Raw genomic sequence first — 13,531 nt, 5'->3', positions numbered from 1 at the left:
GGCGCCCTATGTGAATCTACTAGGAGAGATCGACCATGGCACTGGAAGGCAAACTCTTAATCGGTCTGCAGGCCGTCACCGGTACACGCGTTAATATCCAAGCCACCAACCCGTCAACGGGTGAGCTGCTTGAGCCGGTCTACGTAGGTGGCGATCGAAGCCACGTTGAACAGGCAACTCAGCTTGCCTGGGATGCATTTGATACCTATCGTGAAACTTCATTAGAAGCACGCGCCACCTTTCTTGAAACCATTGCCAATGAGATCGAAGCGATTGGTGATGAGCTGATTGAGCGTGCCATGGCGGAATCCGGTCTGCCGCAAGCACGTCTTGCTGGCGAGCGCGGCAGAACCTGTGGCCAGTTACGCTTATTTGCATCGGTAGTGCGCGCCGGTGAGTGGTTGGATGTACGTATCGACCCCGCCATGCCAGATCGTCAGCCGCTGCCGCGTGCTGATTTACGCCAGCGCCATATCGCTTTAGGGCCAGTGGCCGTGTTCGGTGCCAGCAACTTCCCGCTGGCATTCTCTGTCGCGGGCGGCGATACCGCCTCTGCGTTAGCAGCGGGCTGCCCGGTAATCGTGAAGGGCCATTCCGCTCACCCCGGTACGTCCGAGCTAGTGGGCCGGGCGATCCAAAAAGCAGTAAAAGCCTGCAACCTGCCGGAAGGCGTTTTCTCGCTTCTGTTTGGTTCGGGCAATGAAATTGGTCAGGCGCTTGTCACCGACCCGCGTATTCAGGCGGTAGGTTTTACCGGGTCGCGCAGCGGCGGTACGGCGTTGATGCAGGCAGCTCAAAATCGTCCCCAGCCCATCCCGGTTTACGCTGAGATGAGCAGTATCAACCCGGTCTTTTTACTGCCAGAAGCTCTAAAAGCCAATAGCCAGGCGTTGGGTGAGGCATTCGTTAGTTCACTCAATATGGGCGCTGGCCAGTTTTGCACCAGCCCCGGTTTGGTCATTGCGGTGAAAGGTTCGGATCTGGATTCCTTTATTCAGTCAGCACAAAAAGCCGTAGAGGGCAGCGGTGCACAAACCATGCTGACGCCGGGCATCCATGAGGCTTACCAGAAGGGTGTTTCTGCGCTGAGTGATGAAGCCAACGTGCGTGAAATCGCGCGTGGGGAAACCGGTAGCGGCAGTTACCAGTGCCAAACCGGCCTGTTTGCCACTTCAGCCAGTGATTTTCTTGCCTCAACAGTGCTCCAGGAAGAAGTGTTTGGTGCAAGCTCGTTGATTATCGAGTGTCAGGATATGGCCGAAGTGAAGCGGGTTGCCGAGCAGTTGGAAGGCCAGCTAACTGCGACGCTACATATGAATGATGGGGATGTAGATGCCGCGAAGGGCTTGATTCCTACACTGGAGCGTAAAGCGGGGCGTATTCTTGCCAATGGCTGGCCAACAGGCGTTGAGGTATGCCACGCCATGGTACACGGCGGACCTTATCCTTCAACATCCGATAGCCGAACTACCTCGGTAGGCACCGCCGCGATCAAGCGCTTCCTGCGCCCGGTATGCTATCAGTCACTGCCCGAGGCATTGCTGCCCGAAGCGCTGAAAGAAGCGAATCCTTTGAAGGTAAGTCGATTGGTCGACGGCAAGCGCGAAGCCTGATTCCATTTGACGCCGTGCTGGTAAGAAAATAGCCAGCGCTATTAGCCGCCGGTCGTCATTAATCAGTGAATACCCAAAGCAGGTAAGCAATTACCTGCTTTTTTAATAAGTGCGTACCCAATAAATAGAATGCGCGGGAGTTGGTTATGAGTGAAGAAATTACTATTTCCCTGCAAGACGCTGAATCCTTAAGCCTTGAGGTGCTTCAGCACAATGGTTATAGCCAAGCGCATGCCGAGGCTATCACCCGCAATATTCTGGCCGCGCAGCGTGACGAGTGCCACTCTCATGGCCTATATCGGTTGATCGGCTGTGTTAACACGGCGCGAAATGGCGGTGTGGATACCCATGCCATGCCCGAAATCATTGACCAAGCGCCAGGGGTTGTCAGGGTCAATGCCCATCAAGGCTGTTCTCTGCTCTCTTTTGAAATGGGCAAGAAGCTGCTGATTGAAAAAGCTAACCAGATCGGAATCGCGGCGCTTGCGATCAACAACAGCTTTCACTTTTCTGCGCTGTGGCCTGAAGTAGAAGCGCTTTCAAGCGAAGGATTGATCGGCATTGCCATGACGCCAAGCCATGCGTTTGTAGCCCCGGCAGGTGGCACCAAGCCGTTACTGGGCACAAACCCTATCGCTTTCTCCTGGCCGCGGCCGGGCGGCACGCCGTATACGTTTGATTTTGCGACCAGTGTCGTGGCACGCGGTGAAATTGAGCTGCACAAGCGTGCCCGGAAAACGATTCCCTCGAATTGGGCGGTGGACGATAAAGGGAATGCCACTACCGACCCGGCAGCGGCGCTCGCGGGCGCCATGCTAACCTTTGGCGGGTACAAGGGCTCGGCGCTTTCTACCATGATTGAGCTATTAGCCGGGCCGCTGATTGGTGATGTGTTGGGCCATGAAACCCAGGCCGCCAATGAGCAGAAAACCGGCAAACCGTTTCATGGCGAGCTGATTATCGCCATATCGCCAGCGGTATTTATGGGAGAGCAAGCTGCCCATCACCTTCAGCACGCCGAAGTGCTGTTTGAAAACATTTTAGGCCAGGGCGCCCGGCTACCCTCACAGCGCCGATTTGAGGCCAGAGAAAATAGCCTGCGTAATGGTATAACCATACCCAAAGCGCTTTACGATGAGCTCAACGCACTGACCCATTGATTTATCGAAAGTAAATAACGTGTCGTTATACGGCAGCGCTTTTGTGGTCTGCTTTATATCGTTAGGAACAGACGCTTCATGAGGTTCAACGCTCGTATGGATACGCCGCATGTTTGAAGTCGCTGCCATCATCACGCCTATCTTTTTACTGATTGGCGTTGGCTTCTTTTCCATGCGGATCCGCATTCTCAACCGCGAGCAAATGCAGGGAGTGAGCCGGTTTGTGCTGTATATTGCCCTCCCTGCACTTTTAATCCGCGCTATTACCCAGAACCCTCTGGAAGAAGTTTTCAATATCAATTACCTGCTGGCCTACGGACTAGGGTCGCTGAGTGTTTTCGGATTAGCGCTCGGGTACACCGTTATGCTGAAAAAACAGCCGCTGACCATTGGAAGTATCAGCTCGCTGGGAATGTCAGTGTCTAATAGCGCGTTTAGTGGCTACCCGGTCGCGGTGATGATTATCGGGCCGCCTGCGGCTAACTTTTTAGCCTTGAATATGATAATCGAAAACCTGTTGATCGTTCCGCTGGCGCTTATTCTAGCCGAAGCGGGTCAGCAGGCCGGTCGCGGCGTCATGAAATCACTCCAAAAAACGCTCAAGCAACTGGTTAAAAATCCCATCCTCATTGGTCTGTTTATCGGGGTACTGATCGCCGTTACCGACACACATTTGCCCGCCCCGGTTACCCAGGCAGTCGATATGTTGGCAAAAGCGGCGGGCCCTGCCGCGCTATTTGCGATTGGCGGCGCGCTCTATGGCCTGCAAATTCGCGGCGTAGTGGGGGAGGTGAGCCAGATCGTTACGGGTAAGCTGATTATTCATCCATTGGGTGTATTTATCTGCATGTGGCTGATTGCGGGCAATGACGCCTTACTGATTGCCGGTGGCTTACTATTTGCAGGCGCCCCCATGGCAAGTGTCTATCCGTTGCTAGGCCAACGTTACGGTATGGGCAATGTAGCGGCAGGCGCCTTGATGGCGGGCACGCTCATGTTCTTTATTACCATTAGCATTATCGTCGGCTTGATAACTTTTTTTGACATGTTGCCTTGATCGACAAACGCTTTCCCAATGAATGTACTGCTTTATTACCTGATTCAGTCGTTATAAAAGTAAGGCCTCTAACTATATTTGCCCTTTCGTTGAAGCCGCCTAGGCTAGTCAGCAGACGCTGTATCCCGCTTGTTTCATTATCAATGCCAGGAGTGGCTGATTTATGTATAAACAACGACGTGGTTTCATTCCCTCGAAGCTAGCGCGTGTGGTTTGCGCAGCAATGCTGTTTGGCGCAGCAGGTACGGCGTATGCTGATGTTAGCGTCAGCGAAGATACCATTGAGGCTGGCTATCAGAGTGAAGAGGCCAATTTCAATATAGTGCAAGTGGTTTCAGGTCTTGAGCATCCTTGGGCAGTCGCTTGGCTTCCTGATGGACGCATGTTGGTAACAGAGCGCCCGGGACGTCTGCATTTGATCGATGGTGATGAGGTAATTGCACTGGGAAATTTGCCGACCATCGCCGGTTCAGATAGCGATGAAACGCCGGTTGAAGGAGGCGGGCAGGGCGGGCTTCTTGATGTAGCGGTACACCCAGATTATGACGAGAATGGGTGGATCTACTTTACCTTCTCAAGCCCTGGCGATCCTCGCGCGTTTAGTACGTATGAGCCGGATTACGGTACCGGCCTTGCGGTAGGGCGTGCGCGTATTGACACTGATAACGGTGAGCTCACCGATGTCGAGACGCTCTATACCCAAGTGCCGCGCACGCATCCAGGTGCTCACTATGGGTCGCGCATCGTCTTCCCAGGTAATGGCGAAATCATTTTCCCGATTGGGGATCGCAACGCACAGAACCTACCTCAGGACCTCACTAATCCTGGCGGCAAGATGATTCGGCTTTTGGAAGAGGGCGGCGCCCACCCGGATAATCCTTTCATCGGCATGACACCAGGCAATTTACGTCCTGAAATTTTCTCCTACGGGCATCGCAATAACCAGGGGCTAGCGCTGCATCCAGAGACAGGTGTGCTATGGGCCATTGATCATGGGCCTAATGGCGGAGATTTGCTCTACCGAGTCGAGGCAGGTAACAACCACGGCTGGCCGATGGTCGCCTTTGGAACCGAATACACTACTGAAGCGCATATCGGTCTGGGCACTGAGGCGCCGGGCGTAACGTCGCCTGCCTATGTCTGGGAAGAGAATATGGCACCTTCCGGGATGACGTTCTACACCGCTGATGGCGTTGCCGAGTGGCAAAACAGTCTGTTTGTTGGTTCACTCAAGCTTGAGCAGTTGCACCGGCTGGTGCTGGATGGGGAAAACGTCACCCACGAAGAGATTCTACTGACCGATACGCTTGGGCGGATTCGCGATGTGCGCCAAGGGCCGGACGGCATGCTTTATATCGTGACCGATGAAGAGAATGGCGGCGTGTACCGGCTTGAACCCGAGGACGCTTAAGCTATCAACAGCTAAGTTAACCGCTGTTATTAGAAGGCGCCTCTGGGCGCCTTTTATGTTAACGCTGCAATAAATGTTTTGGCTCTCGGATTCTGTATATAAGCAACATTAAGGCACAGCCAGGGTGTTGTCGCATTCCCGGGCAGGAGTACCGGAATGCGTAGCCCTTAACTGGGGTATTTAAGAGCAGTTCTTAAGGCGTCTTGTTAATCAATAACCCACAAGACGGTGCTGCCCAGTGCGTATTCGCGGTAAACACCACATCGCATACAACCGGAGAGTAGCAGCGGCGTATCTCGTCATCAATACGTACCCGTAGGGCGTCTTGCGCCTTTAATGAGGTGGCCGCTCCCTCATCAGCAAGCACAACATGAACCATGACATAAAGCAGTCGCCCAGGCCGAACCATGCGTACGCGCACTTCCTGGGTATGTGTGCCTGCCAGAGCCCGCTTGATAGCTTCACGCACGGGCATGGCAATCGCTTCTTCCGGCGTCTTGTTAAGCAGCTCTTTCAACGCTTGAGACGCCATGCGTACGGGGACGCCCAGACACAGCACGACGACCGCAATGACCAACACCGAATCGATATATGGCACGAAGGTGTTCCAGTTCAACTGCTCAAACACCACCACCATACAAAATGCCGCGAGTACCGCTGCGGAAATGATGCTATTGACTACCCAGTTGAGTTTATCGGCAGTAATCAGCGGGCTATGGGTATAGCGCTGACTGCGGTGCATTACCCACGCGGTGACAGAGCAAGCAATTGTTGCAAATAACGCATAGATAACGGCAAGGCCAGCGACAATTTCCCGTCCGCCTGTCAGAAGAGCGGCAATGGCATCTACCAGCGCAAAGATGGATACCCCTAGAATCAGTAGCCCTTTGCACAGGTTGACCAGCGACTCGAAGTAGCTGTAACCAAAGGGGTAGGATTCACTATCAGGGCGGCTGGCTAATTTACTTACCTTGATCGTCACTAAAGCTACACTAAAGTAGATTAGATTAAATAACCCGTCGAGCAAAATAGCCTGGGAATTGGAGGCTAGCGTCGCGGTAATACCGGCACAGCCGATCAATAGCGCCATAAAGGCAGAAAATGCCAGCGTGCGTACTTCTGTTTTCATGAAAATCGTGGCTCCAACGCCAGTCGTGGAACACGCAAGCATAGCAATATTGATGGCCTATTCACTAACGATAGCTGCGCCTACAAGGACGAACGGCGATGTATCCACAAATAGATGTATGTATTCGTCATGCCAGGGATTTAGCCTTCAGCCTGTTAACCCCTGAAGATGCCTTTGAGCTGTTGGCATTTGAGACCGCAGAGAGGGCATGGTTTGAGCAACATATCGAAGCGCGCAGGGAGCAGTTTTATACCCCGCATGGCGTCTCACAGCATATTGTCGAGTGTCTGGCACTCAATGCTCAGGGCCGTATGAGCCCCCAGCTTATTCGCCATAAAGGCGTCATTATCGGGCGCGCCAATCTGCGCGATATTGATCAGGGCAGCGCGAAGGTCGGCTATCGCCTTGCTGAAAACGCCTGCGGGCAGGGGATCGCCCACAAGGCGCTTAATCACCTGATGAAAGAGGCGCGCTGTGTTTATGGGCTGGATACGCTGACAGCAACCGTTTCCGTTGAAAACAAGGCGGCTCAGCGCGTGCTGGAAAAAGCGAAGTTCACAGTAGTTGATAAACTGGCGGCTTTTTCTCAGGTGGCCGATCAGCGCCTGGATTGCGTGGTGTATCAATGTGCGTTGAGGGAAAAGGTTGAATGCCCGTAAGCTCAAACTGTTCCCATACGGGTTGAGCGTCTTTTGGTAAGTGGTAATAACGTGTACTAACCTTTAAACACATTAATGGACAAACATACGCCAACGGGAGGGATTAACAATGCCTATGCTGAGCGTCGGCACGGAGCAAGGTACGCCGGTAGAGCTTTATTACGAAGTATACGGTGCAGGTAAGCCCGTGGTACTTATCCATGGTTGGCCACTAAGCGGCCGCTCCTGGGAAAAGCAGGTACCCGCATTGGTAAAGGCGGGCTATAAGGTCATAACCTACGACCGCCGTGGGTTTGGTGGGTCCACCCAGGCAGACGGCGGGTACGACTACGATACGTTAGCCGCCGACTTGAAAAAGCTGATTGATACGCTTGATCTCCACGATGCCACGCTGGTGGGTTTCTCCATGGGCGGTGGTGAAGTAGCCCGTTATCTTGGAAGCTACGGCACTGGCCGCGTGACAAAAGGCGTATTTGCCGCCGCCGTCCCGCCCTACCTTTATAAGGCAGACGATAACCCGGATGGCGGGTTGGATGACGCTACCATTAATGGATTTTTGGAAGGTGTTAGCGGTGATCGAATCGCTTTTCTGGAAGACTTCACCAAGGATTTTTTCTCAACCGCCGAGAACAGCGATTTAATCAGCGAGCCCAATCGGCTCTATCATCGCGATATCGCCGCCTTCGCCTCGCCGCTGGCAACCTATGAATGTGTAAAGGCATTTAGCTATACCGACTTTCGCAAAGATCTGCCCAAGATCGATGTACCTACGCTGATACTTCATGGCGACGGCGATCAGATCGTGCCGTTCGAGGTCAGCGGTCAGCGTGCCGCAGAGTTTTTACCCAAAGCGAAAACGCATGTCATCAAAGGCGGCCCGCATGCGATTAACGCAACCCATGCTGATGAGTTTAATAAAGCGCTGATCGACTTTCTCGAAAGTTAACGATATTGCTTTGCTGCTAGCGCCGCCTACCTGGGCGGCGTTTTTGATGGCGCTCAGGAAACCCGTATAGTGAAGCTTGGTAATAAAGCCACTGAGGAATAAGCCAATGAGTGAGATATCGACGCTGCGTGCCATTATGGCACCCACCGGTGTACTTCGAACCACAATCAACGTCGGCAACCCGATTCTCGCGGGTATCGAGGCCGGCCAGGACCAGCCCTACGGTGTCTCGGTCGACCTGGCCAGGTTGATTGCCAAGCGGCTAGAGGTAGAGCTTGAGCTTCAGGTCTACCCAACGGCCGGTGAAGCGGTGGCGGTCGTCAGCGATGAAAAAGCCGATATGGGCTTTTTTGCCGTAGACCCCAAACGCGGCGAACATATTCAGTTTACCGCGCCCTATGTGCTGATCGAAGGCTGTTACCTGGTGCGTGACGACTCACCGATCACGACCCAGGAGGAGGTAGACCGCTCCGGACAGCGTATCGTGGTGGGTAAGGGCAGCGCCTACGACCTGTACCTTAGCCGCACGATTGAACACGCAGAATTAGTCCGAGCTCCTACTTCGCCCAAAGTGGTGGAGTTCTTTCGGGAACATCAGCTGGATATCGCCGCAGGCGTCAAGCAGCAGTTGGAAGCCGGTATCGAAGAGTTTGGCGGCATGCGGCTGCTCCCCGGCCATTTCATGATGATTCAGCAGGCTATGGGCGTGCCCAAGGCACGTTCGCCCGAAGCCGCTGCGTTTCTGTCGGCGTTTATTGAAGAAGTCAAAGCGGAAGGCGAAGTGGCCCGTTTGTTGGAAAAGCATGGTATTCAAGGGGCGGCGGTTGCACCCAGCGCTTAACCGGTGTTCGCCAAGCCGCTTGCTTAAGCGGCTTGGCAGATAGGTATTGTTCATCAGTGCTGTTTCTTAGTGCTAACCCTCAATCCACACATCAGCCCCTTTAAAGCTCACCTTCCAGGTGGGGAGCTTGACGCTTTCATCTTCCAGGCACTGGCCATCTTCCAAACGAAAGTGCTGTTTGTAGAGGGGTGAAGCCACCACAGTGGCGCCCTTTATATCGCCCACAATGCCGTGGGCGATGACGTTAGCGTTGGAAAACGGGTCGTGATGGTCAATGGCGTAAAGCTCACGCTCGTGGCCTGGCAAGTAGAACAGCGCGATTTGCTTTGCCCCCTGAGACGTTTCCAGCCAGGCAGCGACGCCGGAAAACGCGACCAGATCGGTTCTGCTGCATAGTTTCTGGCCGGTCGGTGCCTTCCTGCTTTGCGTAAAAGGCGCGTGCTTCATTGCGGTAGCGGTCATGGAGTATCCCTTTGAAATGATGATGATTAGGCAGGCCGTAGCTGGCCGCGCTCACTGGTCATGATGATTGATGGGTTCGGGCGGCTGTCGTTGACATAGCTTCTAAAACGCTTGAGCTTGTCCGGGTCGCTAATGGCGCCCGCCCATTCACACTGATAGTTATCCACCACGGTTTGCATCTGACGCTCCAGTTCCTTGCCCATGCCCAGGCTGTCGTCGAGAATCACCTCTTTAAGGTAATTCAGCCCGCCTTCCAGGTTTTCCCGCCATACCGAGGTGCGCTGCAAGCGGTCGGCGGTGCGTACGTAGAACATCAAAAAGCGGTCAATGGTGCGGTAGAGCGCTTCGTCATCAAGGTCGGTGGCAAACAGCTCTGCATGGCGTGGGCGCATCCCGCCGTTGCCGCAGACGTAGAGATTCCAACCATTTTCGGTGGCGATAATCCCGATATCCTTACTTTGCGCTTCGGCGCATTCGCGGGTGCAACCGGACACGCCAAACTTGATCTTATGCGGTGCGCGCAGGCCCTTGTAGCGGTTCTCAAGCTTGATCGCCATGCCCACACTGTCCTGCACGCCGTAGCGGCACCAGGTGCTGCCCACGCAGGATTTAACCGTACGTAGCGACTTGCCGTAGGCGTGGCCGGTTTCAAAGCCGGCAGCGATCAGCTCGCCCCAGATATCGGGCAGGTCTTCCAGGCGGGCGCCGAATAGGTCAATCCGCTGACCGCCGGTGATCTTGCTATAAAGGCCATACTTTTGCGCTACCTGTCCCAGCACCACTAATTTATCCGGTGTGATTTCCCCACCTGCAATACGCGGTACTACCGAGTACGTGCCGTTCTTCTGCATATTGGCCATGAAGGTGTCGTTGGTATCCTGCAGCGGAATATGCGCGGCATCGGTAATCGGCTCGTTAAAGCAGGACGCAAGAATGGAGCCTACGGCGGGCTTGCAGATATCGCAGCCCAGATGGTGTGTGCCCGAAGCGCCGTGCTTCTCGATCAGCTCACTGAAGGTCTTTATTCCCTCGACGCGCACGATGTCGTAAAGCTCCTGGCGGGTGTGCTGAAAGTGTTCGCAAATCGACTTGTCCACCGCAACACCGCGTGCGGCCAGCTCGTGATCCACCACGCTTTTCAAAAGCGATGCGCAGCCACCGCAGCCGGTGCTGGCGCGGGTATCGCTTTTTACCGCGCCCAAGTCGCTGGCGCCTGCGTCAATGGCCGCGCAAATGCTGGCCTTGGTCACGTTATGGCACGAGCAGATCATCGCCGTTTCCGGCAGGGCGTCCGGGCCAAGCGCCGGGGCGGCGCCGCTTTGCGGCAAAATCAATGAGGCGGGTTCTTTGGGCAGCTCGATACCGTTGGCGTAGTACTGAAGCAGGGTATCGTAGACGCTGTTATCGCCCACCAGCATAGCGCCCAAGAGCTTCTTGCCATCGCTTGAGACCACCATCTTGCGGTAAATCTGGGTAAGTGGGTCAAGGTAGCGAAACATCCGCGCGCCGGGGTTCTGATTGCCATGGGCATCGCCAATTGAGCCTACGTCCACACCCAGCAGTTTAAGCTTGGTGCTCATATCAGCGCCGGCAAAAGAAGTATCGCCACCGGTGAGCGTCGAAAGCGCTGTTTTAGCCATTTGATAGCCAGGCGCCACCAAGCCGAAAATGCTCTTACTCCAGAGCGCGACTTCGCCAATGGCTAAAATCGCCGGGTCGCTGGTTTGGCACTGATCGTTGATCACCACGCCGCCGCGTTCGCCGACCTCCAAGCCGCACTCTCGGGCAAGTTGATCGCGCGGGCGAATACCCGCCGAGAACACGATCAGGTCGGTTTCCAGTATCTTGTCATCCTGAAAGACCATGCGATGGCGGCTTGCCTCACCGTCTTCGATGCGTTGGGTGGCTCGCTCGGTCAGTACCTGAACGCCGAGCGCTTCGATTTTTTCGCGCAGCAGCTCGCCGCCCTCAGCATCCACCTGCATGGGCATCAAGCGTGGGGCGAACTCGATCACCGCGGTTTCCAGATTCAAACCGCGAAGCGCGTTGGCCGCTTCCAAACCCAACAGACCGCCACCTACTACTACGCCGGTGGCCGCACTTTGCGCTGCATCGCGGATGGCGTCGAGATCATCCAGCGTGCGATAAACCAAGCAGCCTTCGCGATCATTACCAGGAATGGGCGGCACGAAGGGGTAGGAGCCGGTGGCCAGTACTAGGTGATCATAGGCGTAATGGCCGCGCTCGGTGGAAACCGTTTTTTCCACGCGGTCGATGGATACCACTGCTTCGCTGCTATTGAACGTAACGCCATGGCTTGCGTAGTAATCGGCATCACAGAGGGCCAGCGCTTCGGCGTCACGGCCTTTGAAATATTCAGAAAGGTGCACGCGGTCATAGGCGCGGTGGCGCTCTTCGCCAAACACGGTGACGTTCATCTGCGCCAGGGCGCCGTTTTCAACCAACTGCTCGACCAGATGGTGGCCGACCATACCGTTACCAATAATAACCACGTTGCGTTTAGAAGTGGTGGACATGGCTAAGCTGCCTCCAGCGTCGATAAGGGAGTGGGCGGGTTATCAAGAAGCAGGGCGTTGGCATCGGCTTCACCGAACAGCAACGCCTGGCGGCAGGCACCCAGGTCGGTTTTGGCCAGCGCCTGGGCGAAATACCAGGGGCCGGAATGGGTGTCGCCATATAGCACGGCGCCTTCCAGCTGGCCGTTGCGCAGTAACAGGCGGCGGTAATCGCCGCTTTCCAGATCGCTGTAATGCAGTACTTCATGCTCTGGCGCAGCCTCGGTGGGGCCAAACGCGTAGAGGGCCACGCCGCTGATTTTAAGCTTGGTCGCGGTCGGAGCTTCACGGTAGCGGGCGCTGCCATCGCCACAAAGCGTGTTGGCTAAGACATCTACCTGGCGCCAGATCGGCTCGACCAAGCCGTAAGTGTGCTGCTTGAACTGGCAGCATTCACCCAATGCGTGAATACGCGGGTCTGAGGTGGTGAGCGTGTCATCAACCATAATGGCGCGTTGCGTTGCCAGGCCTGCCTGATGGCCCAGTTCTGCGTTAGGCGTAACGCCAGTTGCCACGATGACGCTCCGGGCAGGCAGGCGCTGGCCATCCTCCAGTACAACTGCGGCTAAGCTGCCAGCACCGTCGTCTTCAAAGTGGCTGATGCGTGCATGAGTGAAAATATTTAAGCCACGCTGGGCAAGCGTCGTTTCAAGCAGCCCAGCGGCCATGCTATCCAGCTGACGATTCATTAATCGCTCGCCGCGCTGTAGAACGCTGACGCTGGCACCCCGCTTGCGAAGCCCCTCAGCGGCCTCGAGCCCCAACAGGCCGCCGCCGACCACGACACACTCGCCGCCCTGTAGGGCAAGCTTTGCGAGCGTGTCGGCATCTTGCAGAGTACGAAACCCATACACGCCGTTCAGGCCAATGCCGGGTACCTCAGGTAGCGTCGGGCGTGAGCCGGTGGCAATCACCAGGCGGTCATAAGCTAGCGTGCGGCAGCTGGTTACTACACACTGCTTTTCACGGTCAATCTTCAGCACACGTTCATTAAGGTGCAGGGTAATACCTTGCTCGGCATACCACTGCGTATCTCTTAATGAGAGGGCGCTAGGCGGCATTTCATCGGCGAGCAGTGGCGAGAGCAGTATCCGGTTATAGGCGGGAGATGCTTCAGCGCCAATCACCGTTATCTGCTTGGGTCGATGAGGCAATTTAACGACGGCCTCTAGCAATCGATGGCTTGCCATGCCGTTGCCGATAATGACTAAGTGATCATCAGACGAGCACCGAGAGATAGCGATCATAGGTTGCTCCTTACTGTTTAGCGCTTGGCTGCAAATGCCTGGCTATAAATATCTGTCTATAAAAACGTGCCACAGTAAATGTTGTCGTGACGCAGCGCTGAAAAAAACACCAACAAAAAAAAGCCCCTGATACAGCGTCCCTGGCAAGTGAATTGCCAAGAAAGCAGTATCAGAGGCTTCATTGCCCGGTAGCTAAGGCTAAACCCGTTAGCGGGGTTCAACGCAGAGCAGCCACCGTTGGCTACCCGCTAGTATTAAATTTGTCTATTCAGTAGAGAGCAATTTATCAGCCAAATATTGTTCGTTAGCTGTTTTTGTCTTTTATTTCAAATCTTTAATTTATAAAAAAAGAGTCAGGACTAAGCCTTGCCAACTGCCTTTGCTTAGTTTGCGCACGCTATTGGTGCGCTTCGCGGCAGAGATGCACCGT

General features: G+C 54.8%; 11 protein-coding genes. 7 read left to right on the top strand and 4 right to left on the bottom strand.

Features of this window, described 5'->3' with window-relative positions:
• The first annotated feature begins 35 nt into the window (after positions 1 to 35).
• From ELY25_RS06390 to ELY25_RS06375, 4 genes are all read left to right on the top strand, one after another.
• The gene (locus tag ELY25_RS06390) at positions 36 to 1,613 is read left to right on the top strand and encodes an aldehyde dehydrogenase (NADP(+)) (RefSeq protein WP_126950448.1); all 1,578 of its coding nucleotides are present in this window, start codon (positions 36 to 38) and stop codon (positions 1,611 to 1,613) included.
• A 146-nt stretch (positions 1,614 to 1,759) separates the two neighbouring features.
• Positions 1,760 to 2,773: an Ldh family oxidoreductase gene (locus tag ELY25_RS06385; protein ID WP_126950447.1), complete on the top strand. Its 1,014-nt coding sequence runs from the start codon at positions 1,760 to 1,762 to the stop codon at positions 2,771 to 2,773.
• Between the two features lie 109 nt (positions 2,774 to 2,882).
• Positions 2,883 to 3,830 (top strand): AEC family transporter, encoded by a 948-nt coding sequence (locus ELY25_RS06380; RefSeq protein ID WP_126950446.1) that lies wholly within the window; start codon positions 2,883 to 2,885, stop codon positions 3,828 to 3,830.
• Positions 3,831 to 3,993: 163 nt separating this feature from the next.
• On the top strand, positions 3,994 to 5,241 hold the full coding sequence (locus ELY25_RS06375) for a PQQ-dependent sugar dehydrogenase (protein WP_236995662.1): 1,248 nt from the start codon (positions 3,994 to 3,996) through the stop codon (positions 5,239 to 5,241).
• A gap of 193 nt (positions 5,242 to 5,434) precedes the next feature.
• Here the strand turns inward: ELY25_RS06375 and ELY25_RS06370 are convergent, their stop codons facing one another.
• Entirely contained in the window at positions 5,435 to 6,370 is a 936-nt protein-coding gene (locus ELY25_RS06370) for a cation diffusion facilitator family transporter (RefSeq protein ID WP_126950445.1), read from the bottom strand.
• A 98-nt stretch (positions 6,371 to 6,468) separates the two neighbouring features.
• Here ELY25_RS06370 and ELY25_RS06365 point away from each other — a divergent pair, with 98 nt between their 5' ends.
• The 3 genes from ELY25_RS06365 (at position 6,469) to ELY25_RS06355 (ending at position 8,816) form a co-directional block, all read left to right on the top strand.
• Positions 6,469 to 7,029 carry a GNAT family N-acetyltransferase gene (locus ELY25_RS06365; RefSeq protein ID WP_126950444.1) on the top strand — a complete coding sequence of 187 codons (561 nt, stop codon included), beginning with the start codon at positions 6,469 to 6,471 and terminating at the stop codon, positions 7,027 to 7,029.
• A 109-nt stretch (positions 7,030 to 7,138) separates the two neighbouring features.
• On the top strand, positions 7,139 to 7,975 hold the full coding sequence (locus ELY25_RS06360; protein WP_126950443.1) for an alpha/beta fold hydrolase: 837 nt from the start codon (positions 7,139 to 7,141) through the stop codon (positions 7,973 to 7,975).
• Between the two features lie 106 nt (positions 7,976 to 8,081).
• On the top strand, positions 8,082 to 8,816 hold the full coding sequence (locus ELY25_RS06355; protein ID WP_126950442.1) for an ABC transporter substrate-binding protein: 735 nt from the start codon (positions 8,082 to 8,084) through the stop codon (positions 8,814 to 8,816).
• A gap of 72 nt (positions 8,817 to 8,888) precedes the next feature.
• Here the strand turns inward: ELY25_RS06355 and nirD are convergent, their stop codons facing one another.
• From nirD to ELY25_RS06340, 3 genes are read right to left on the bottom strand one after another with little or no spacing between them, the layout of a single operon-like run.
• Positions 8,889 to 9,278 carry a nitrite reductase small subunit NirD gene (gene nirD, locus ELY25_RS06350; RefSeq protein WP_126950441.1) on the bottom strand — a complete coding sequence of 130 codons (390 nt, stop codon included), beginning with the start codon at positions 9,276 to 9,278 and terminating at the stop codon, positions 8,889 to 8,891.
• 26 nt (positions 9,279 to 9,304) lie between these two features.
• Positions 9,305 to 11,815 (bottom strand): nitrite reductase large subunit NirB, encoded by a 2,511-nt coding sequence (gene nirB / locus ELY25_RS06345; protein WP_126950440.1) that lies wholly within the window; start codon positions 11,813 to 11,815, stop codon positions 9,305 to 9,307.
• A gap of 2 nt (positions 11,816 to 11,817) precedes the next feature.
• Positions 11,818 to 13,101 (bottom strand): NAD(P)/FAD-dependent oxidoreductase, encoded by a 1,284-nt coding sequence (locus ELY25_RS06340; RefSeq protein ID WP_126950439.1) that lies wholly within the window; start codon positions 13,099 to 13,101, stop codon positions 11,818 to 11,820.
• Positions 13,102 to 13,531 lie beyond the last annotated feature (430 nt).

Origin of the sequence: Vreelandella populi (assembly GCF_003989825.1) — a bacterium.
Taxonomy (GTDB): Bacteria; Pseudomonadota; Gammaproteobacteria; order Pseudomonadales; family Halomonadaceae; genus Vreelandella; species Vreelandella populi.
This window is presented reverse-complemented; position numbering and strand designations above follow the sequence as displayed.

What these genes read in the sequence shown, in the direction of transcription:
- ELY25_RS06340 (WP_126950439.1), bottom strand. Translation starts at nt 13,101, where the DNA reads ATGATCGCTATCTCTCGGTGCTCGTCTGATGATCACTTAGTCATTATC.
- nirD (WP_126950441.1), bottom strand. Translation starts at nt 9,278, where the DNA reads ATGACCGCTACCGCAATGAAGCACGCGCCTTTTACGCAAAGCAGGAAG.
- ELY25_RS06370 (WP_126950445.1), bottom strand. Translation starts at nt 6,370, where the DNA reads ATGAAAACAGAAGTACGCACGCTGGCATTTTCTGCCTTTATGGCGCTA.
- ELY25_RS06360 (WP_126950443.1), top strand. Translation starts at nt 7,139, where the DNA reads ATGCCTATGCTGAGCGTCGGCACGGAGCAAGGTACGCCGGTAGAGCTT.
- ELY25_RS06390 (WP_126950448.1), top strand. Translation starts at nt 36, where the DNA reads ATGGCACTGGAAGGCAAACTCTTAATCGGTCTGCAGGCCGTCACCGGT.
- ELY25_RS06385 (WP_126950447.1), top strand. Translation starts at nt 1,760, where the DNA reads ATGAGTGAAGAAATTACTATTTCCCTGCAAGACGCTGAATCCTTAAGC.
- ELY25_RS06365 (WP_126950444.1), top strand. Translation starts at nt 6,469, where the DNA reads ATGTATCCACAAATAGATGTATGTATTCGTCATGCCAGGGATTTAGCC.
- nirB (WP_126950440.1), bottom strand. Translation starts at nt 11,815, where the DNA reads ATGTCCACCACTTCTAAACGCAACGTGGTTATTATTGGTAACGGTATG.
- ELY25_RS06375 (WP_236995662.1), top strand. Translation starts at nt 3,994, where the DNA reads ATGTATAAACAACGACGTGGTTTCATTCCCTCGAAGCTAGCGCGTGTG.
- ELY25_RS06380 (WP_126950446.1), top strand. Translation starts at nt 2,883, where the DNA reads ATGTTTGAAGTCGCTGCCATCATCACGCCTATCTTTTTACTGATTGGC.
- ELY25_RS06355 (WP_126950442.1), top strand. Translation starts at nt 8,082, where the DNA reads ATGAGTGAGATATCGACGCTGCGTGCCATTATGGCACCCACCGGTGTA.